Genomic DNA, 21003 nt, shown 5'->3' on the forward strand with positions numbered 1-21003 from the left:
ATCATTTGAATTGTTGCAAAGTGGCGAGGAGTGGTGATATGTTCTCGCCCTTGGCGATAAACCCATCCAGCCCCTTCGGCACTCTGGCCAACACTTCCCGAGCAGTCACTTCGTCTTCAAACTTAGCAAAGACGCAGGCTCCTGTGCCCGTCATTCTTGACGGCGCGTATTCTAGCAACCAGCCGAGCGCATTGGCAACCTCGGGGTGGCGCTTTTTCACGAGTGCTTCGCAATCGTTTTTCCACTCCCCCTCCATCAGGTTGTGCAAAGCCATCTTCGGAGTGGCTCTGGGCAGGTCCGGATCCTGGAACACGACAGCGGTTGCCACATGGCAATCCGGCTTGAGCACCAGATACCATGACTCGGGCAATTCGACCGGTTGCAGCCGCTCGCCCACCCCCTCGGCAAAGGCCGCCCGGCCACGGACAAAGACCGGCACATCGGCCCCCAGCTGCACGCCAAGCGCTGCCAGTTCATCTTCATCAAGACCTGCCTGCCAGAGGTGGTTAAGCGCCACTAACGTGGTTGCCGCATCGGATGAGCCACCGCCGATACCACCACCCATGGGCAGCACCTTCTCCAGCCGGATATGGGCTCCCTGCGGGCTCGGCAGCTTTGCCTGCAGCAGGCGGGCAGCACGGATAATGAGGTTCTGTTCATCCGGTACGCCAGGAATGGCCGGCGTCAGGGTGAGGGTGTCGCTATCTGGAATCACCTCGAATTCGAGCCAGTCACCGTGGTTGAGGAAGATGAACAGGGTCTGCAGCTCGTGGTAGCCATCCGGACGACGGCCATTGACGTGCAGGAACAGGTTGAGTTTGGCCGGTGCCGGCCAGCGTGTGGAAGCCATTAGCGTGCAAGAGTCCATTGGTTGATCTGAAGCTTGAGGCGGCTGCCCTGACCGGTCATGGTCAGCTGGTGGGGCAGGCGGTAGCCATCCTGATCCCGATAGTCGCCATAGACGATCTGCCACTGGCCATCGCGGACGCGGGCCAGACTGCTGTCGGGGTTGAGCTCGAAGTCGGCCTCGCCCGGCAGCCCCTTGATCCACTCCGGCAGACCGGCGACCGGAATGTTCCAGCCGGTGAGCTGATAGATAAGCCCTTCGGCATCCTGGCTCTGGTGACGCTTGCCCTCGCTGTCGATCAGGGTGATTTCGCCCTTGCTGCGGGAGAGCTCGAGAATGCTGGTGCCGATCAGGCTGGTGAGGTTGAGCCGATAATCATCGCCATCCTGCTGCCAGTTGAGGCGGGCGCTGCCCTTTTGCTGGGGGGTGATGATGGCCATCTTGCCGGAAAGCTCCCACTGGGTGAGCTGTTCGAGGCGGGTTCGCTCCTGATCCCAGTTGACCTGGGCCCGCTGGGGCTGGGTGGTGGCACAACCGCCAAGGATCAGCAGGCAGGCGAGGGTAAAAATACGTAGCAGCAAGAGAAGGCTCCAGAGAGAGGAATTTGCCACAGTATACGGGGCGGCCGTATTGCTTTTAAAGACTTACCCTTTCTCGTACAATTGGCAGCCTTTGCACCCAGCGTATGAAATGATCGTCGCCCACTCATGAGTTTGCTTGCCCTCGGAATCAACCACAACACCGCCAGTGTCGCCTTGCGGGAGCGGGTCGCCTTTGGCCCGGACTGCATCGATCGCGCCTTGCGTGAGCTGGTGAACCAACCCGGCATCAACGAGGCGGTGATCGTCTCCACCTGCAACCGGACCGAGCTTTACTGCAATCTGGCCGGTGAACAGCAGGGCGAGGTGCTGCGCTGGCTGCAGCAGTTCCACGGGCTGGATGCGGCCGAACTGGTCAGCGCCATCTACCAGCACCATGACGAAGAGGCGGTGCGCCACCTGATGCGGGTGGCGTGCGGGCTCGACTCGCTGGTGCTGGGAGAGCCGCAGATCCTCGGCCAGATCAAGCAATCCTACGCCCATGCCCAGCAGGCGGAGTCGGTGAAGGGGGCGTTGGAGCGGCTGTTCCAGAAATCCTTCTCGGTGGCCAAACGGGTGCGTACCGATACCGAGATTGGCGCGAGCGCCGTGTCGGTGGCTTTTGCGGCCGTCAGCCTTGGCCGCCGCATCTTTGCCGATCTCTCCCAGACCAAGGTATTGCTGGTCGGTGCCGGCGAAACCATCGAGCTGGTGGCCCGCCATCTGCGCGAACAGAACGTGACCCAGATGATGGTGGCCAACCGGACTCTGCAACGGGCCCAGACCCTGGCTGCCGAATTTGGCGCCCAGGTGATGACGCTCGAAGAGATCCCCGATTATCTGCACGAGGCGGATATCGTCATCAGCTCGACCGCGAGCCCGCTGCCCATCATCGGCAAGGGGATGGTGGAGCGTGCCCTCAAGGCCCGCCGCTTCAAGCCGATGTTTCTGGTCGATATCGCCGTACCGCGCGACATCGAGGCGGAAGTGGATGAGCTCTCCGACGCCTATCTCTACACGGTGGATGACCTGCAGGGGATCATCGAGCAGAACCTGGAGACCCGCAAACGGGCCGCGGCACAAGCCGAGGTAATCGTGCAGGAGGAGCGCGACGAGTTCATGGGCTGGTATCGCGGCCAGAGCTCGGTTGATCTCATTCGCGACTACCGCCAGCAGTCTCAGCAGGTCGCTGACGAAGAGTTGCAACGCGCCCTGTTGGCACTGGCCCAGGGCGAGAGTGCCGAGCAGGCGCTCAAGGCGATGGCCCATCGCCTCACCAACAAGTTGATCCATGCGCCGACCCAGGCCCTGCGCCAGGCGGCCTCCCAGGGCGACGAGAGTGCGCTGTCCCGTCTGCGGCAGGCACTGGGGTTGTCACAAGAGTAATTTTTCGGGGTTACCATGCTGGTGGTCCCGTCCTCCATTTGAGATTGCAAGAGTTATGAATCCGTCACTGATCAGAAAGCTGGAAGGCCTCATCGAGCGCCACGAAGAAGTTCAGGCCATGCTCGGCGAGCCCGACGTGGTCTCGGATCAGGAGCGCTATCGCGCCCTGACCCGTGAATATGCCCAGCTGGAAGATATCGTTCACGCCTTCCAGCGTTTCCGTCAGGCGCAGGATGATCTGGAGACGACCCAGATGATGCTGGAAGAGGATGATGCCGACCTGCGCGAGATGGCGCAGGAGGAGCTGCCGCTCGCCAAGGCCAATCTGGAGGCGCTGGAGCAGGAGCTGCAAGTGATGCTGCTGCCCAAGGATCCCAAGGATGACAACAACTGCTATCTGGAGATCCGGGCCGGGGCCGGCGGTGATGAAGCGGCCATCTTCGCGGGCGACCTGTTCCGCATGTACTCCCGCTTTGCCGAGCGTCAGGGCTGGCGCGTCTCCATCGTCAGCTGCAACGACGGGGAATATGGCGGTTACAAGGAGGTCATCGCCAAGATTGACGGCGAGCGTGTCTATGGCCGTCTCAAGTTTGAATCCGGTGGTCACCGGGTACAGCGGGTGCCGGAGACCGAATCTCAGGGTCGGGTGCACACCTCCGCCTGTACCGTCGCGGTACTGCCGGAAGTGCCGGAAGCCGAGCAGATCGAGATCAACCCCTCCGATCTGAAGATCGACACCTTCCGCGCCTCCGGTGCCGGTGGTCAGCACGTCAACAAGACCGACTCGGCCATTCGCATCACCCACCTGCCGACCGGGCTGGTGGTGGAGTGTCAGGACGAACGTTCCCAGCACAAGAACCGCGCCAAGGCAATGTCGGTACTCTCTGCCCGCCTGCAGGCGGCTGAGGATGAGCGCCATCGCGCCGCCGAGCAGAGCACCCGCCGCAATCTGGTGGGCTCCGGTGATCGTTCCGAGCGCATCCGGACCTACAACTATCCGCAGGGCCGTCTCTCCGAGCACCGTATCAACCTGACCCTGTACCGTCTTTCCGAAATTTTGGAAGGGGATCTGGACTGCGTTATCACGCCGCTGGTGCAGGAGTATCAGGCCGACCAGCTCGCCTCGCTGGCCGAGAGCAATTGATGCAAATGCGGAACCGGCAAGCTCGCATTCAGAACAGCCTGATTAAGGTGGGACGGCACTGATGCAGATCCAGCAGGCTCGTGCCCATATCATGACCGTACTGGCTGAGGGGGAGTCTCCTCGCGCCGATGCCGATGTGCTGCTCTGTCATCTGCTTGACTGCCGGCGCAGCTATCTGATGACCTGGCCAGAGCGTGAGCTGGATGCCGCCCAGCAGGCCACCCTGCAGACGTGGCTTGTCCGTCGTCTCAACGGCGAGCCCATCGCCCATCTCGTTGGCGAGCGGGAGTTCTGGTCGCTGCCGTTGAAAGTGAGCCCGGCGACCCTGATCCCGCGCCCCGATACCGAGGTGCTGGTGGAGCAGGCGCTGGCGAAGATCCCGCAAGGGCCCTGCGCCGTGCTGGATCTCGGTACCGGCACCGGCGCCATCGCGCTGGCCATCAAGTCCGAGCGACCCGAGCTCGATGTCTGGGCGGTGGATCGCATGGCGGACGCTGCCGCACTGGCGCGTGAGAACAGCGCGGCGCTGGGGTTGCCCATCGAGGTGCGTGACGGCAGCTGGTTTGCCCCGCTCGATGAGCAGGCACCCCGCTTTGCGGTGATTGTCTCCAATCCCCCCTATATTGATGGCGCCGATCCCCATCTCGAACAGGGTGATGTACGCTTTGAACCGCGCTCGGCGCTGGTGGCGGACGAAGCGGGGCTGGCGGATATCCGCCATATCGCGACCCATGCCTCGGCCCATCTGCACAGCGAAGGGTGGCTGCTGCTGGAACATGGCTGGGATCAGGGGATGGCGGTGCGCCAGCTGTTGCAGGATCTCGGCTATCGCAGCGTAACCACGGTGCGCGATTACGGGGAGAACGAGCGGGTCACTCTGGGCATGTGCCCGGCCTGCTGAATCTCTTAACTACCGGTTTGACGGGCAGGGGCGCGGCCTCTGCATCGAGGATTGATATTGAATAGCTATCTTGTGCTCAAGCATCTGCATCTCACCCTGATTGGCGGTGCCGTGCTGATGTTTATGCTGCGTTTTTACTGGGTTCAGGCCGGTTCTGGCCGGGCATTCAGCGCACCCGTGCTGAAAAGCAGCGGTCTGCTCAACGGACTGGTGGTGCTCTCCGGCATACTGCTTTGCGTGGTGCTGGGTCTCAACCCGCTCAATAACGGCATTCCCTGGCTCAGCGAGAAGCTGACGGGGATCCTGGTATTGGTCTTTCTGGCGGCGATGGCGCTGCGGCTGGCCAAAAGCAATCTGGTGCGCTGGTGCTCTTTTCTGGGGGCGCTCGGCTGGATCTACTTTATTGCCAAGTTGGCAGTGCTCAAACAGGCGAGTTTGTTCGGTTAAGGCATGAAGAGCATGTTACGTATAGACGAATGGACCGATTTTGAAGCCCATGAGCTGACCGAGCTGGCCCTGGCGGTCAGCGACGAAATCTATGGTTCGGCCGAGCAGGGGATCCGCGAACTGCAGCTGCTGGACGAGTGGCTGGATGAGCAGATCGAAGAGGGAACCTGCGACGAGGTGCGCCAGCAACTGCTGCGCGGTTTCTATCAGAGCCTCGGGTTTTACGGCGACTGGCAGGATTACTTCTCGGCTGACAATTGCGACATCAATCAGGTGTTGCTGCAGCGCAAGGGGATCCCGGTCAGTCTCGGTATCCTCATCATCCAGCTGGGACGCAAGCTCGGGCTCGATGTAGAGGGGATCTGCTTCCCGGGCCACTTCCTGGTGAGCTTTGCCGGCGGCGAGGGGGAGGTTTATGTCGATCCCTTCACCGGCGATGAGCTGAGCCTGGCCCGTATCGAACTGCTGCTGCGCGGTGCGCTCGGCGATCTGGCCACCCTGACCCCGGACTACCTGCAGCCCTCTGGCCAGTGGGAGATCATCGAGCGGCTGCTCAATGTCAGCAAGGGCGCCCTGCTGCGGGAAGACCGCATGTCCGAGGCGCTGCGCTGCAGCGAGTTGTTGCTGCGGATGAAGCCGGGCGATCCGCTGGAGACGCGGGATCGCGGCTTTATTTACGAGCAGCTCGATTGTCCCCGTCAGGCTGCCGACGACTTTGAATACTTTATTGAACAATGCCCGGACGATCCGGTAGCCGACGTGCTGAAAGTGCAGCTGGCTGCGCTGGATTTGACCCCCAAGCCCCTCCATTAAGGATGTCTTAGATGGAACAGAAGAATATCAAGATCAACGAGATCAACGTTGCCAATGACAAACCGTTCGTGCTGTTTGGCGGCATGAATGTGCTGGAGTCTCGCGACATGGCGATGGCGGTGTGCGAGAAGTACGTGGAAGTGACCAGCAAGCTGGGCATCCCGTTTGTCTTCAAGGCGAGCTGGGACAAGGCAAACCGCTCCTCTATCCACTCCTATCGTGGCCCGGGTCTGGAAGAGGGGATGAAGATTTTCCAGGAGCTGAAGGCGACCTTCGGCATGCCGGTGATCTCCGATCTGCACGAGCCCCATCAGGCCAAGCCAGTGGCCGAGGTGGTTGACGTTATCCAGCTGCCCGCCTTCCTGGCGCGCCAGACCGATCTGGTAGAGGCGATGGCCCGTACCGGCAACGTCATCAACATCAAGAAGCCGCAGTTCCTCAGCCCAAGCCAGATGAAGAACATCACCGACAAGTTCGAGGAGTGCGGCAACGATCGCCTGATCCTGTGCGAGCGCGGCGTCAACTTCGGTTATGACAACCTGGTGGTAGACATGCTGGGTCTGGGCGTGATGAAGAAGAGCACCGGTGGCTATCCGGTTATCTTCGACGTGACTCACTCCCTGCAGTGCCGCGACCCGCTGGGGGCAGCGTCCGGCGGTCGCCGCGAGCAGGTCACCGAGCTGGCGCGTGCCGGTATGGCGGTTGGTCTGGCCGGTCTCTTTATCGAATCCCACCCGGATCCGAAAATTGCCCGCTGCGATGGCCCGAGCGCGCTGCCGCTCGACAAGCTGGAAGGCTTCCTCAAGCAGATGAAAGCGATCGACGATCTGGTCAAGGGCTTCGAGCCGCTCGATACCTCTGTCTGATTGGTTCCATAACGCTGGTTAAGACTGACAAGGCCCCGCATGCGGGGCCTTGTCATTGATTCAATCCCCTCTGTTTTCCCCTCATGTCAGACTGCTTCCCCCTCATTGCGTACCACCCATCAATTAATAATCAGTGAATAAATATTTATAAATGGTTACTAATGTTGCGTGATCGGTGTCGCTTAACTCCATTTTTTAACATGAGATGATGGCGTTACAGTCACCAGAGCGCGGCATCAGCCGATCCAGGATTCGTTACGTCTCCTGCGGGTTGCTTTTGCCTGATGCATCGGGGCTGCATACCAATAAAACAGAACAACACACCGACAACGGAAGGGATGAAGCAGCATGAGTAAAAAGATTATGGGCAGCCTCTATTTTCAGGTACTGCTCGCCATAACCCTCGGGGTATGTCTTGGCCACCTCTATCCCCAATTGGGGGCCGACATGAAACCCCTTGGCGATGGTTTCGTCAAACTGATCAAGATGATTATCGCGCCCGTCATCTTCTGTACCGTGGTAACAGGGATTGCCGGTATGGAGAGCATGAAGGCCGTTGGCAAGACCGGTGCCATCGCCCTCGTCTATTTCGAGGTGGTCAGCACCATCGCCCTGATCATCGGGTTGTGCGTGGTGAACCTGCTGCAGCCGGGGGCCGGCATGAACGTTGATCCTGCCGCACTGGATGCCAGCGCCATCGCCGTCTATGCCGAGCAGGCCAAGTCACAGGGGATCATTCCATTCCTGCTCGACATCATTCCGGGTAGCGTGATCGGTGCCTTTGCCAGCGGCAACATCCTGCAGGTGCTGCTCTTTGCCGTGCTGTTTGGCTTCTCCCTGCACCATATCGGCGAGAAGGGGAAAATTATTTTCGGGGTCATCGAGAGCTTCTCCACCGTCATCTTCGGCATCATCAACATGATCATGAAGCTGGCGCCGGTAGGGGCATTCGGTGCCATGGCGTTTACCATCGGCAAATACGGGGTGGGTTCTCTGGTGCAACTGGGCCAGCTTATCGCCTGCTTCTATATCACCTGTCTCTTCTTCATCTTTATCGTGCTGGGCAGCATCGCCAGAGTTTCCGGTTTCAGCATCCTGCGCTTCATCTCTTACATCCGCGAGGAGCTGCTTATCGTGCTGGGCACCTCCTCCTCCGAGTCTGCTCTGCCGCGCATGCTGGACAAGATGGAGAAACTGGGTTGCCAGAAATCGGTAGTAGGGCTGGTTATTCCGACCGGTTACTCCTTCAACCTGGATGGCACCTCCATCTATCTGACCATGGCTGCCATCTTCATCGCTCAGGCGACCAACACCCCGCTCGATCTGTTCCATCAGATCACGCTGCTGGTGGTGCTGCTTATCTCCTCGAAAGGGGCGGCCGGGGTCACCGGGAGCGGCTTCATTGTGCTGGCGGCGACTATCTCCGCAGTTGGCCACCTGCCACTGGCCGGTCTGGCGCTGATCCTGGGGATTGACCGCTTCATGTCGGAAGCGCGGGCGCTGACCAACCTGATTGGCAACGGGGTTGCGACCGTGGTGGTGGCAAAATATTGCAAGCAGCTGGATGTGAAGAAAATGGAGGGCGTGCTGGGCCGCAAGGGCGGGATTCTGGAAACCGAAAAGGTGTAACGGATCCTGTCAGGCTGAATGCAACGCAATAAAAAAACGGCCCTCGGGCCGTTTTTTAGTGACATCCATAGATGTCATCACTTCATGACAGAGCGGGAATTACAGGCTCTGGGTGAAGGTACGGGTAACAACGTCACGCTGCTGTTCCGGGGTCAGGGCGTTGAAGCGCACTGCATAGCCGGAAACGCGGATGGTCAGCTGCGGGTACTTCTCCGGGTTGGCGATGGCATCTTCCAGAGTTTCACGACGCAGCACGTTGACGTTCAGGTGCTGGCCACCTTCAACGGCAGGTTCAGCTTGAACAGGCAGCTCGCGGTATTCGAACTGACCCAGATCAGCCAGTTGAACTTCCTGATCGGCAGCAAAGGCGTCGCCTTTGACACAGATGCAGCGAGCCTGTTGCTTCTCTTCGTCCAGCAGCCAGAAAGAGTTCAGCAGAGCGGTGTTGGCGGCCTGGGTGATTTGAATGCCTTTGATCATGGTATGACTCCTCAATGGGAACGCGAATCCAACTGTAAGGAAATTACCCTGATGTATTTAAGCTACCGAGGATATCGACGACTTAAAGGGCCCTTGCCTTACACCTTTACTTTGTTGGGGTCATATATACCACGGTGGTAATATTACCAAAATTGATCCAGATCAATAAAAATCAACAAATCGCCATTTCAATGGGATTAAATTATTGAGTTGAATCAAAAATAGGTCATTTTTCTGATTTTGTAAGATATCCAAATTATGCATCTTTTATCTTTTAAATCTAGTAATTTAACTACACCTTATGGCGTTTGTGGTGCGTATCAGGGAAGGGTGACTCGAGAGAACTACACTTGATGGAAAATAAAGAGGAGAGTCACGGGTGAAGAGTGGGTGGCAAAAATGGCGCTGGCTGATAGTGGCCTGCTGCCTGGTTATGGCTGGAATGGGGCGGGCCGAAACAGTCCGGATCGCCGTGGGCGAGTGGCCGCCCTATATCAGCGAGTCTCTGCCCGAGCAGGGGTTCCTCTGTCAGGTGGTGCGCGAAGCCTTTGCCGCCGAGGGGCTTGATGTCAGCTTTCACTTTTACCCCTGGGCTGAAGCCTACAAGCTCACTCTTGCCGGGGATTATGTTGTGACCATGCCCTGGTTTCGTTCCCGCGAACGTGAACAGAGCTTCTATCTCTCCGCATCGCTCGGCCAGTTCACGACCCGTCTTTTTACCTTGTCCGGTTCGCCAGTCGTCAATCTCGGGGAGATCAACCACGAGCCGGTGGGGGTGACCCGCGGCTATTTTTACGGAGATGGTTTTGCCGCTCGTCAATCCGAACTGGCTCTTGAGTGGTCGGATTCTGATCAGGAGAGCCTTGAGAAGCTCGTCGCCGGCCGTATTCGCTATCTGGTGATGGATGAACAGGTGGCCAAGGCTCTCTTTCTGCAGATGCAATCCCGCCATCCCGGGGCGCTGTCGTTGACCAGCTCGCCCGACCCTATCTGGTCTCAACCCGGTTATCTGCTGATGCGCAAGGCGGATCCCGATGCGCGTCGTCTGATGCTGCTGTTTAATGCGGGTCTGCACAAACTGGAGCGCTCCGGGCGGCTCGCCAGGCTCTGGAAAGTGTGAGTCACGGTTGCGTCTTGCGGGCTGCCCCCCTATCCTGACTCCTTCGCCGTATCAAGTGAGGAGTTCGGGGTGCTGACCTGGAGTGATGTGATTGGCTCTGAAAAAGAGCAGGACTATTTCAAGAGTACGCTGGCGACTGTCAGGGCAGAGCGGGAAGCGGGCAAGGTAATCTATCCCCCTGCAGCCGATGTGTTCAATGCCTTCAAACTGACCGAGCTGGATCAGATCAAGGTCGTCATCCTGGGGCAGGATCCCTACCACGGCCCCAACCAGGCGCATGGTCTCTGCTTCTCCGTTCTGCCCGGCGTGCGCACGCCCCCCTCTCTGGTCAACATCTATAAAGAGATGCAGCGAGACCTGTCAGGTTTCGTCACACCCAACCACGGTTTCCTCGAATCCTGGGCCAAGCAGGGGGTATTGTTGCTCAATACCGTGCTGACGGTGCAGGCCGGTCAGGCTCACTCTCATGCCCATCTGGGTTGGGAGACCTTTACCGACAGGGTTATCGAGCAGATCAATGCCAGCTGCAACGGGGTGGTGTTCCTGTTGTGGGGTTCCCATGCCCAGAAGAAGGGGCGTTTTATCGACCGGCAGCGCCATCATGTGCTGACGGCCCCCCATCCCAGCCCCCTCTCCGCCCATCGCGGTTTCATCGGTTGCGGTCATTTTTCGCAAACCAACCAGCTGCTGGAGCAGCAGGGCAAGAGTCCCATTGAGTGGCAATCTGTCTGCCGCCCACTTGATTGAGTGCAAAGTTCGGGCGACAAATGACCGTATACTCAGGAAAATAACATCTTATTTCAGCGCCAAGGAGTGCCCATGTTATCGAGTCTGCACAAGGATCACCTCAACATCGCCCGACTGCTGGAGCTGCTCAAGCAGAAGCTGGCAGCCATTCACGCCGAGCAGCCCATCAGCTATTTTCTGGTGCGCGACGTCATCGACTATCTGCGGGAGGTCTCTGACAAGTACCACCATCCCAAGGAAGATCTTATCTATGACTACTACCTGAAATACCGGGTGGTGGAGGGGGAGGTTGCCAACCGGTTGCAGGAGGAGCACGTCAAGCTGCTGGAGGCGGGTGGTGAGCTCAAGGAGATGGTGGAGATGATCCTGATGGATGCAGTGATCCCGCTCGACCAGTTCACCGCCAAGCTGGAGCGTTTTGTTGAGCTGCAGGAGGCGCACATGAATTACGAGGAGGGAATCATCTTCCCCCATCTGCGCGATTCTCTGACCGAGGATGACTGGCGTCATCTGGAGCAAAACTGGCAAAACCGTGCCATCGGTGACCCCCTGTTCGGGGCCGAAGTGAGCCAGAGCTTCCAGGCACTGGCCAAACGCCTCTCTCTGCCGCTTACCACTCACTGACAGAAACTCTTGCGGCCAGCAATGCCGCCTGTCAGCCAAGCATAAGAAAGGCCTCCCTATGGAGGCCTTTTGCATATGCGCAGCTTTACTCCTGCGGCTTGAGAAAGTGGCGATAGAGCATATAGAGGTGGGCCGAACTCCAGCTGAAGTTGCTGGCTCCCTGCATAGCACCGCTCTCCGGGTTGTAGTTCTCGCGGATGGGGCCGCTGCCGGCCAGCCCTTCGGCGTTGGCAAACAGCTTGTTGACCAGCATCTGGGCATCGCTGCGATAACCGTAGTTCTCCAGCCCCTTCACCCCGAAGTAGAACTGATCCAGCCATACCCGGCCGCGCCAGTAGATGTTGGGGTCGTAGGCCGGGTTGGTCAGCGCCGCCGTGCCGAGCGGTACCTTGGTGTTGAATTCCTGAGAATTAAGCATCACTTCGCGCACTCGTGCTGCTTTTTCCTGGTCGGCGACTTCGGCCCAGAGCGGGCTCCACCCCTCGGGGCCGCGGCCGCGGGCGGTCAACAGCTTGCCGACACAGCCGTTGCTGTCGGCTACATCACCAGCAGCGATCTGTCGGTCGTAATAGAACCCGGAGGCGTCATCAAACATACAGGTGTTGATGTAGCTGGCGAGCTTGGTCGCGCCATCGCGGTAGCGGCTCGCATCGCCCGGTTTGCCGAGCAGGTCGGCCATATCTGCCAGAATGCGTTTCTCCTTGGCGAGGAAGGCGTTTAGCTCTACCGACTCCTGATCGATGGAGAAGCCGATAAGATCGCCATTGTCCTGATGGTTTTCAAAGAAGAAGACGTTCCAGTCCTGGCGTGCCTTGGCGATATCGCCGCCATAGGTCTTGTCAGCATATCGCTTGAGCTGATCCGGCTCGATAAAGCCGAAGCGGGCAGCGTTGTCCATACCGGACTCCCAACCGGCGCCGTGTTGGGCACCGATATCCATATCGCTGTAGCCGCCAACACTCAATACCTGCTGGTAGAGCGCCATGCCGGTGCAGCCATACCAGTTATCTCCCTCGTTACTGCAACCTGAGAGTGAGATGCCCCCCGGCACGCCGTTGGCATACTGCACCTTGAAGGTGATATTGCCGTACTCGTCGTTATGTTCGACGTGCTTGGTAGCACCATATTCGATGATGCCGTTGCGGTTGTTGTCACGTGCGCGGTACCACCAGTCGTGATAGGCCTGCAGTTTGGGATACATCTCGGCAATGAATGCCTTGTCCTTGGTGGCGCTGTAGATCTCCCAGATGGCCCAGGCTGAGAGGGGCGGTTTGGTGTCGCGCTCGTTCCAGTTGCCGCCATCGCCACCGCGATCCGATTGCTTGTTGTAGAAGACGGCGTCTATCACCATGCCGGCATCCTGCGGACGAACCGGGTCATTGGCCTGGATCTGGTAGTCATACATGGCGCGAACGTTGTTTTTGGCCACTTCCGGGTTGAAGTGAGCCATGGCGTAGGCGTGCTTCCAGCTGTCCCAGGCCCAGACGCCGTCGAACCAGCGGGCGGTATTGGAAGGGGTCACCCCGTCGTGCAGGATGGCGCCAGCCGGCGAGCGCCAGTTGCCGTTGAGAGTCTCCATCGCCTTGACCGCGATGCGTCGTTCCGACTCGGGGATCCCCTGATTGGAGAGACCCTTGGCAAGATAGCCTTCCCAGCGGCGGATGGAGTCGGCGAAGTAGGTCGCCGGGTCGGCCAGCAAGGCCTGACGGCTCTGCTGGTGGCGGTTGGCATCCTCGGCGGAGTGGAGGTAACTCTGCAGGGTATAGATATCCTCACTCCCCTTGGCCGCCAGTTGGATGGTGGCTTCGCTCACATAACCCAGCGCCTTTTCGTCGATGGTGGTGCGGCTTGGCAGGGTACGTTCGATGCGGTAGCGAGCGCTGCCGCTCTGCATGATGTTCCAGGTACTGCGCAGATTGCCGAACTGGAACTCAACCCCCTGCTTGTTCTGGCTGATGGTGCGGGTCCAGTCAGGATACTGCTCGGCGATCGTCTTCTTGGCGTCCCACTGATTGAGCAGCTCCCCCTGCCAGTTGAGGTTGAGGGTGAGCGGGGCATCGGTGTTGTTTTGCAGGCGAGTGCGGATCAGAGCTGTGCGGGCATCGCCGTAGCGCAGCTCCAGCTCCAGCGTGAAGGGCTCGAACTCGAAGCGTTGTACCAACGCACCGGGAATGGCGTACACCTCCTGCTTGCTGGCGCTGGTGAGCGGGAAAGCCCGACCGCTCGCATTGCTCAGGGTGAGCTTGTCCAGCTCGCTTGCGAAGAAGAGGCTGTACTCCTCCGAGATGACCATGGGGCCGGTGAATCCCCCCCACTCCTTGTCGCTGGCTGGCAGCAGGAAGCCGTGCCAGGCGCCCAGATCGAGCAGCGGGTTGTATTTGAGGTTGGAGTAGCTGTCAAAGTCGCGGAATTGGGTCGGTGTTCCCCGGCGGTCGATCACGTCCTTGTACTGGATGGCCTGCTCCGGTTTGGCGACGGTGCTGCTCTCTGTCTGGTTATCGTTGCAGGCAGTCAGTCCGAACAGGGCGGTGCCGAGGGCTACCGAGAGTAAAGTTTTACGAAACATTTCTCGCTCCAATTCCGTTTATGTAGGTTAAGAGGAAGGTTTTTTACGCTTATTTTTAGTGAAAAGGTTTTCGGTGGCCATTGTATGGCAAGGGAAAAGGGAGCGTTGGCGCGAGATCACATTCTGAAGAGGTGGCAATGTGAGCATGATCACCTGGTTACATCAGGTTACACAATGGGCTTATTTAGTAATGTTTTACTTGGTATTGCCGAGTCGTACGGCAGGGCAGGTTTGCAGGTATTGGTAAGGGGTCAGGCCGAACTCCTGTTTGAAGCGGGCAGCAAAGCGGCTGAGGGAATCATAACCGCAGGCGATGGCTACCTCTTGCAGGGAGAGTGATTGTTGCAACAGGGTGAGTGCATGGCTCATCCGTACCTGAGCCAGCAGGTGACGGAAGGTGCGCCCTTCGGCTGTCAGTTTGCGAACCAGCGAGGCGCGGCTCATCGAGAAGTGAGGGGCAACAGTTTCCAGCGTGTGATCGGCTCCGGGCTCAACGCCGAGGTAACGGGCCAGCCGCTCGCCGAGGGTCATGGTGCTGGCGGGAAAGAGCAGATGAAGCGCGCCAGCAGCCCTCAACTCCGCATAGAAGGCCCGCAGCAGCTCGCTCTGGGTCGCCTCACTCAGCCCCCGCTCTGTCATGGTGCAGACCATCTCGAAGCAGTAGGCGAGGTTTGTCGTCACCTTTATTGCGGGATCTGCCATCGCCTGAGTCGCGGAGGGCGTATCGGGCAGCCACCCGGCGGGTGGCGGCGTCAGCAGGGTAAGGACATGGGAGCGAAACTTCTCCTGCTCCGGCTGGTTGACGAAGGTGAGCTGGTGACCCGCCGGGATCAGCAGCCAGCTCTCCTTGCCAAACGAGAGACGTCGCTCCTGCCACCAGAGCAGCTTCCTGCCCTGTTTGACCCAGATGATGGTCGGCGCATAGATGAGCACCCGGTGCAGCGGCTGCTGGCGGATCCCGAGATAGTGGTGCTGTTGCAGCAGCGGCGTGCTCATCCGGTTGCTCCTAGGGGGTGACGAAAGTGGCGGTCAGAGTAGCCTTACCAAGGGCCATGCTGTTGAGCATGTAGCCTACCATGGCGGGCGGGGTGTCTGCTTTTACCTCCAGATTCTGGGGCAGGGCCCAGGCGGTGAACTGATAGCGATGCATGCCGTGGCCAGCGGGCGGGCAGGGGCCGCCGTAGCCCTGGCTGCCGAAGTCGGTCTTAAGCTCCAGTCCCTGCTTGAGCTTGCCGGAGGCATTGCTGGCGAGCTCGCTCTGGGTGGCAGGCAGATTCACCACCAGCCAGTGCCACCAGCCGCTGCCGGTGGGGGCATCGGGGTCATAGGCTGTGATGGCAACGCTTTTGGTGCCGGCCGGCAGATCCTGCCAGCTCAGCTGGGGTGAACGGTTGTCGCCGCTACAGCCAAAGCCGTTGAAGCTGAAGGCTTTGTCCATCAGCTGGCCTTCGTGGATATCGCTGCTCTTCAGGGTCATGGCAAAGGCTGGCATGGCCGTCAGGCAGAGTAGTGGCAACAGGGCACTGTGTTTGAGCAATTTCATTGGGTGACTCCTCGTGTGGTAACGGGTTCACTTTAGCGAGGGTGGCGCAGGATGTTGTTGCAGAACGACTCAATGTGCTGTCGATTTGTGAGTTAATTGAGCCTTTTAGTTGTTTTTATGGCGAGAGGGTAAATCGCAGCCATAAAAAAACCGGCATCATGGATGCCGGTTTTTCACAGTGCTGGCAGCTGATCGCGCGGATTAACGCAGGATCATCTCGTCACGGCCCGGGCCGACGGAGACCATCGGAACCGGTACGCCCAGCAGCTCTTCGATACGCAGTACGTACTGCTGGGCCGCTTTGGGCAGCTCTTCGAAGGTGCGGCAGCCGGTGATGTCTTCGCTCCAGCTTTCCATCTGCTCGTAAACCGGCTTCAGGGCTGCGGTTTGCGGCCAAATCGGGTTCTCGGTGTGAGCACCTTCGTAGGCCACGCAGATCTTCAGATCCGGCAGACCGGTCAGGCAGTCCAGCTTGGTCAGGGCGACTTCGGTCGCAGCCTGCAGCTCGACACCGTTCTTGGTGGCAACGGCATCGAAGTAGCCGACGTCACGGGGACGACCGGTGGTTGCGCCGAATTCGTTGGCGATCTTGCGGAATTCGTCCTGGTTCTCCATGGCGGTCAGCAGGGTGCCGGTGCCGACGGAGGTGCTGAATGCCTTGGCAACAGCGATGACGCGCTCGGGACGCAGGCCCGGCAGACCGCCACCGATGCCGGCGTAGGCACCGGATACGTGGGAGGAGGTTACCCAGGGGTATTCGCCGTAGATCAGGTCACGGCCGGCGCCCAGCTGAGCTTCGAACAGCAGGGTCTTGCCTTCGGCCTGCAGCTCTTTGAGCGGCATGCTGACGTTGCAGACGGAGTCGATCCAGGGAGCGGACACTTCCAGCAGCCAGTCAGCCATCTCCTGGGCGGTCTGGTTGAACTCGAAGGTCGGGTAGAGCGCTTTAAGTTGCGGCAGTTTCCAGTCGAGGAAGAATTGAATGCGCTCGACCAGTACTTCCGGCTGCTTCAGCCAGCCAACCAGGATCGCTTTCTTCATGACGCGATCGCCGTAGGCCGGCGCAATGCCCTGACGGGTGGAACCGTAGGCACCGTCACCCAGACGCTGCTCTTCCAGGGTATCTTCCATGGCGTGCAGCGGCAGGCAGAGGGTAGCGCGGTCAGAGATGGCCAGCTTGGGAACGACACCGGAGGCTTTCACTTCGTCGAGTTCGACGGTGAGCTTCTCGGGGCTGATCACCATGCCCGGGCCCAGCACGACCAGGCAGTTCGGGTTGAAGACACCGCTCGGAACCTGGTGCAGCTTGAAGGTGCCAAGGTCGTTGACGACGGTATGGCCGGCGTTGTTGCCGCCCTGGAAGCGAATGCTGGCGCCAGCTTGGCCTGCCAGATAATCCACGATGCGGCCTTTGCCTTCATCACCCCAGTTGGCACCTACGACTACGATAGACGACATGACTCTTTCTCCTAAGACGTTAGGCGTTCATCCTAGGAGCCTGCTGCGGATTAGAAAAATTAATTATCTTTATAGTTCCGATAATAAAACCATATAATGATGGCCAATTTATCGGCATGTGGCCGCAAGATCGCCGCGCAGAGCCCAATGAACAGTGAGTTGAGGGAGTCTTATGCTGGACATCCACTGGCTGCAAACCTTCATCACCCTGGCCCGGTTGCAGCACTTTGGCCAGACCGCCACCGAACTGCACATGACCCAGCCCAACGTTAGTCTGCATATCAAGCGGTTGGAGCAGGCGACCCGAGTGCGGCTTATCGAGCGCAGCCCCTTTCGTCTGACTCAGGCTGGCGAGCGGCTGTTGCAAAGCGCCGAGCGGGCCATCGCCGAACTCCAGCTTTGCCAATCCGATCTCAATGCTCTCAACCAGTTGAGTCAGGGGACACTGGCCATCGCGGCCAGCGATATCATCTCGCGCCTGTTGCTCATTCAGCCGTTTCAGCGCTTCAAGCGGGAGTTTCCCGGCATCGACCTCACCCTGTTCAACACCACCTCGGATCAGGCGGCTGAGCTGGTCAAAAGCGGCAAGGCGGATCTGGGTTTTGTGATGGCGCAAAAGCGCAGTGAACCGCTGTTCTACACCGAACTGCAGCAGGTGACCTGGTGCGCGCTGGGCCACGGTCTCGCCCGTTGGCAGGCGCGGGCCAGAGCGGGGGAGAGCGATCCCCTCGATGAGCCGACCCTGATCCTGCTTGGTCATGACACCCGTACCAGGGCCCTTATTGATCCCTCCTTGCCGCTGCTGGCGCTCCCCCCTTGCCGCATCATGGAGGTGGGCAGCGTGGACGCCCAGCTGGATTGGGCCGAAGCCGGGTTTGGCGTAGCTATCGTGCCGGACTTCTCCCTGCATCCTCGTCTCAATCTGACCGCGCCGGTTGCCAGCCTGACCGATTTCCCGGGCACCAGCCTGGGTTATGTGGTGCGCCAGAATCAGGTGCTGTCGCGCGCTATCAAGCAACTGCTTGTCTGGGTGGAGGAGGAGATCCACAAACCCAACCCCTATCTGGCAGGGGCTGATAAACAGCCCGAGCAGAGATAGGGAAGAAACCGAGATAAACAAACAGAGCAGCCAAGGCTGCTCTGTTTGTTTGATATACCAGCGCGGCGTCGCTTTATTGCGTCGCGACAGCGCTGCTGGTGGCAACGGCGCTGCTGCTGGCTGCTACAGGCTCGGTTGCTGGCATGGTCTCTGCTGCTGCACTGGCTTGAATGGCTGTTGCCGCCACTTCCCCGCTTGTCGATACCGCGTCAGAGGGGGCTACCGCAGGTGCCGCTGCGGAAGTGGCAGGTTCGAGCTGGGTCGGTTGTGGCTCGGAGGCTGGCTGCGTCGCGACCGCCGCGCTGCTGGCTGTGGGATCGGCGCTGGAGACGGCACCGGAAGCCACTTCAGAGGCGACCCCGGTCGAGATGGCCGCACTGGTGGCTGCAGAGGGAGCTTCCCCCGCTATCAGCTGCTCGGGGGCGAGCGGCAGCGGTTCGGGCACTTCATCCGACATACCCTGGTGCAGCGGCAGCTCGGTCTGCGCCTGCAGCTGTTCCGGCGTCACGGTACTCAGGGCCGGGTGGAGGCGGCTGAACTGCCTGACCCGCGCCAGCAGGGTGTCGCGCACAGTGCGAACGATGGGATCCGGCAGGCTGGCCAGCGCCACCAGCTCGGCGCTCATCCCGATATTGTTGATGGCGGTGAGCTGCCCCGGATAGAGGTTGGCGGCGATCTGGCTGCGATGGTAGTAGGGATGCTGCTTGAGCAGTTTGTCGATCTGCTCCCCTTCGATAGGGATGAGGCGCACCTGGCAGCGGCTAATCAGATCGCCGATCGCCTGGCTCGGGTGGCCTACCACCACGAAGGCGGCGTCCAGTGTGCCGTCACAGAGTCCCTCCAGCGGGGTTTGCGGTGATTTGAGCTTGTAGGCGGCAAACTGCTTGGGATGCCACCCCATGGCGCCCATCAGGGCCTGACTGGTCACCATGTCGCCGGCCCCGGCATTGCCCGGGTAGACCCGCTTGCCCTCTATATCGGCCAGAGTGGTGATATTGCTGTTGGCACTGGCCAGCAGGGTCAGCGACTCCTGATAGAGGCGAAACAGGCTGCGCAGCTTGTGATTGGCTCCCTGTCCGCTGAAGGGGCCGGTGCCATGGAGTGCATGGTGGAGCACGTCGGACTGCACCAGTGCCAGCTGCACTTCTCCCTTGTTCAGCGCCTTGAGATTGGCCAGAGCACCGCGGGTGCTCTGCACCGTACAGCTGTCGCCATGCAGGGCGTGATCGACATTGAGCACCCGGCAGATGGCGCCTCCCGTGGGGTAGTAGACGCCATTGAGGGGGCCCGTGCCGATGGTCAGCGCCTGACTGCCGAAGGGGAGCAGGATGCCGAGTGAGAGCAGGAGGTGACGCAAAATCCGTGGGTACATAGTTAACCGCTGGCTGGTGGTGCAGGAAAAGGGGACGGGCACTGCCCGTCCTGTCAGTTGTTACTGTTTGCCGTGGCTCAGGATGGCCCGTTCCATCCGCGCCAGAGCCTCGACCAGACGCGCTTTGGTGCAGCCGAAGTTGAGGCGAACGAACTGGCCATTGCCAAACTGGGCTCCCGGCGAGAGACCGACCCCAGCCTGTTCAAAGAAGGCGACGGGATCGTCCAGTTCGAGCGCGCTCACATCGATCCAGGCCAGATACGTCGCCTGATGGCTGGCCAGCTCGACACCGGGCCAGCGGGCGACGGCCTGCTGGATCAGGGCCAGATTGGCCGCCAGATAGTCGAGTTGTTCGCAGAGCCACTGCTCGCCACCCTCATAGGCAGCTTCAGCCGCCACAAAGCCGAGCAGGTTGACGTCGGCGCTGATGCCGCGCATCGCCTGTTGCAAACGGAAGCGCAGACGGGCATTGGGCACCACGGCAAAGGAGCAGCAGAGGCCGGCGATGTTGAAGGTTTTGCTCGGAGCCATCATCACGGCGCAGCGCTCGGCTGCCTCCGGGCTGATGGCGCCGTAGGGGATGTGGCGGGCCGACTTGTCCAGCAGCAGGTCGCAGTGGATCTCGTCTGAGCAGATCACCAGATTGTGGCGCTCGGCGATGGCGTCGATGGCCAGCAGCTCCTCGCGGGTGAAGACGGTACCGCCCGGGTTGTGGGGGTTGCAGAGCAGCAGCAGGTCAGCCGAGGGGGCCTGGCGCTCCAGTTCTGCAAGATCCAGCACCCAGCGACCGGCCTCTTCCACCATGGGGACGGTGAGCAGGGGACGGTCGTTGAAGCCCGGCGCCTGCAGGAAGGGGTAGTAGACCGGCTTGGGGGTGATGATGCCGCGGCCATGCTGGCTCCACGCCTTGCAGGCAAGGTTGAGCCCAGGTACCACGCCGGGCAGAAAGACCAGCCACTCCGGCTGGATGGCCCAGCCATAACGGGTGGCCAGCCGTTCGATGATGAGTTCGATCAGGCGGGGGGAGGGGCGAGAGTAGCCGAAAATGCCGTGAGCAACCCGTTGGGTGAGCGCCTCGATCACGGATGGCGGAGAGACAAAGTCGGTGTCGGCAACCCACATGGGCAACACATCCTGGCCCTTGTACTTGTCCCACTTCAGACTCATGGTGCCACTGCGGTCAACTTCCCGATCAAAATCAAACATGCGAACTCCTTGTGCTGGCCAGATGGGCTTTCACTCTACGGGGTCGCGGCCCGCCCCGCAAGCGACAACCCCGGGGTGAGCAGCCTTGAGCCGGCTCTTGATAATGACATAAGATAAGTGCGGTTTTTTCATGCGGTTGCTGCTCTGACCTTCCGTATTTTCTGCTTCGCGACGAAT

Annotated in this window: 20 protein-coding genes; 11 read left to right on the plus strand and 9 right to left on the minus strand. The window is 59.8% G+C overall.

Features of this window, described 5'->3' with window-relative positions:
* Nucleotide 1: 1 nt before the first annotated feature.
* Nucleotides 2–850 (minus strand): 4-(cytidine 5'-diphospho)-2-C-methyl-D-erythritol kinase, encoded by an 849-nt coding sequence (gene ispE, locus BS300_RS12615; RefSeq protein WP_071913143.1) that lies wholly within the window; start codon nt 848–850, stop codon nt 2–4.
* A complete protein-coding gene (gene lolB, locus BS300_RS12620) occupies nt 850–1428 on the minus strand; it encodes a lipoprotein insertase outer membrane protein LolB (RefSeq protein WP_071913145.1) in 579 nt (192 codons plus the stop codon). Before lolB ends, ispE begins: the two co-directional genes overlap by 1 nt.
* Before the next feature lie 126 nt (nt 1429–1554).
* On the opposite strand from lolB, the gene hemA reads away from it, so the two are divergent.
* From hemA to BS300_RS12655, 7 genes are all read left to right on the plus strand, one after another.
* Complete coding sequence (gene hemA / locus BS300_RS12625; protein WP_042030053.1) at nt 1555–2811, plus strand: glutamyl-tRNA reductase; 1257 nt, start codon at nt 1555–1557, stop codon at nt 2809–2811.
* Nucleotides 2812–2866: 55 nt separating this feature from the next.
* Nucleotides 2867–3955, plus strand: a complete 1089-nt coding sequence (gene prfA, locus BS300_RS12630; protein ID WP_033115320.1) for a peptide chain release factor 1 — start codon at nt 2867–2869, stop codon at nt 3953–3955.
* 61 nt (nt 3956–4016) lie between these two features.
* A complete protein-coding gene (gene prmC / locus BS300_RS12635; protein WP_071913147.1) occupies nt 4017–4856 on the plus strand; it encodes a peptide chain release factor N(5)-glutamine methyltransferase in 840 nt (279 codons plus the stop codon).
* Between the two features lie 57 nt (nt 4857–4913).
* Entirely contained in the window at nt 4914–5303 is a 390-nt protein-coding gene (locus BS300_RS12640; protein WP_071913149.1) for a SirB2 family protein, read from the plus strand.
* Between the two features lie 12 nt (nt 5304–5315).
* Complete coding sequence (locus BS300_RS12645) at nt 5316–6116, plus strand: tetratricopeptide repeat protein (RefSeq protein WP_033115322.1); 801 nt, start codon at nt 5316–5318, stop codon at nt 6114–6116.
* Nucleotides 6117–6127: 11 nt separating this feature from the next.
* Nucleotides 6128–6982, plus strand: a complete 855-nt coding sequence (kdsA, locus tag BS300_RS12650) for a 3-deoxy-8-phosphooctulonate synthase (protein WP_041210704.1) — start codon at nt 6128–6130, stop codon at nt 6980–6982.
* Nucleotides 6983–7330: 348 nt separating this feature from the next.
* Complete coding sequence (locus tag BS300_RS12655; protein WP_071913150.1) at nt 7331–8611, plus strand: dicarboxylate/amino acid:cation symporter; 1281 nt, start codon at nt 7331–7333, stop codon at nt 8609–8611.
* 99 nt (nt 8612–8710) lie between these two features.
* Here BS300_RS12655 and grcA read toward each other — a convergent pair whose 3' ends face one another.
* Nucleotides 8711–9091: an autonomous glycyl radical cofactor GrcA gene (grcA, locus tag BS300_RS12660; protein ID WP_033115325.1), complete on the minus strand. Its 381-nt coding sequence runs from the start codon at nt 9089–9091 to the stop codon at nt 8711–8713.
* A gap of 379 nt (nt 9092–9470) precedes the next feature.
* Here grcA and BS300_RS12665 point away from each other — a divergent pair, with 379 nt between their 5' ends.
* From BS300_RS12665 to BS300_RS12675, 3 genes are all read left to right on the plus strand, one after another.
* Complete coding sequence (locus BS300_RS12665) at nt 9471–10211, plus strand: transporter substrate-binding domain-containing protein (RefSeq protein WP_071913152.1); 741 nt, start codon at nt 9471–9473, stop codon at nt 10209–10211.
* Between the two features lie 69 nt (nt 10212–10280).
* The gene (gene ung, locus BS300_RS12670; protein ID WP_071913154.1) at nt 10281–10958 is read left to right on the plus strand and encodes a uracil-DNA glycosylase; all 678 of its coding nucleotides are present in this window, start codon (nt 10281–10283) and stop codon (nt 10956–10958) included.
* Nucleotides 10959–11030: 72 nt separating this feature from the next.
* Nucleotides 11031–11582, plus strand: a complete 552-nt coding sequence (locus tag BS300_RS12675; RefSeq protein WP_071913156.1) for a hemerythrin domain-containing protein — start codon at nt 11031–11033, stop codon at nt 11580–11582.
* A gap of 85 nt (nt 11583–11667) precedes the next feature.
* On the opposite strand, the gene ygjK is transcribed toward BS300_RS12675, so the two are convergent.
* The 4 genes from ygjK to BS300_RS12695 all read right to left on the minus strand — a co-directional run bounded on the left by ygjK (nt 11668) and on the right by BS300_RS12695 (nt 17149).
* Nucleotides 11668–14148: an alpha-glucosidase gene (ygjK, locus tag BS300_RS12680; RefSeq protein ID WP_071913158.1), complete on the minus strand. Its 2481-nt coding sequence runs from the start codon at nt 14146–14148 to the stop codon at nt 11668–11670.
* 195 nt (nt 14149–14343) lie between these two features.
* Nucleotides 14344–15144, minus strand: a complete 801-nt coding sequence (locus tag BS300_RS12685) for an AraC family transcriptional regulator (protein WP_071913160.1) — start codon at nt 15142–15144, stop codon at nt 14344–14346.
* 10 nt (nt 15145–15154) lie between these two features.
* Complete coding sequence (locus BS300_RS12690; RefSeq protein WP_071913162.1) at nt 15155–15691, minus strand: YbhB/YbcL family Raf kinase inhibitor-like protein; 537 nt, start codon at nt 15689–15691, stop codon at nt 15155–15157.
* A 201-nt stretch (nt 15692–15892) separates the two neighbouring features.
* Nucleotides 15893–17149 (minus strand): adenylosuccinate synthetase, encoded by a 1257-nt coding sequence (locus BS300_RS12695; protein WP_033115332.1) that lies wholly within the window; start codon nt 17147–17149, stop codon nt 15893–15895.
* Between the two features lie 172 nt (nt 17150–17321).
* On the opposite strand from BS300_RS12695, the gene BS300_RS12700 reads away from it, so the two are divergent.
* Nucleotides 17322–18248, plus strand: coding sequence for a LysR family transcriptional regulator (locus BS300_RS12700; RefSeq protein ID WP_071913164.1), 927 nt, complete (start codon nt 17322–17324; stop codon nt 18246–18248).
* A gap of 73 nt (nt 18249–18321) precedes the next feature.
* On the opposite strand, the gene BS300_RS12705 is transcribed toward BS300_RS12700, so the two are convergent.
* Together BS300_RS12705 and BS300_RS12710 are read right to left on the minus strand one after the other, a co-directional pair.
* On the minus strand, nt 18322–19620 hold the full coding sequence (locus BS300_RS12705; RefSeq protein WP_071913166.1) for a TAXI family TRAP transporter solute-binding subunit: 1299 nt from the start codon (nt 19618–19620) through the stop codon (nt 18322–18324).
* Nucleotides 19621–19680: 60 nt separating this feature from the next.
* A complete protein-coding gene (locus BS300_RS12710) occupies nt 19681–20826 on the minus strand; it encodes a PatB family C-S lyase (protein ID WP_071913167.1) in 1146 nt (381 codons plus the stop codon).
* Nucleotides 20827–21003 lie beyond the last annotated feature (177 nt).

This window comes from Aeromonas sp. SCS5 (assembly GCF_001887375.1).
In the GTDB taxonomy this organism is placed as follows: domain Bacteria; phylum Pseudomonadota; class Gammaproteobacteria; order Enterobacterales; family Aeromonadaceae; genus Aeromonas; species Aeromonas jandaei.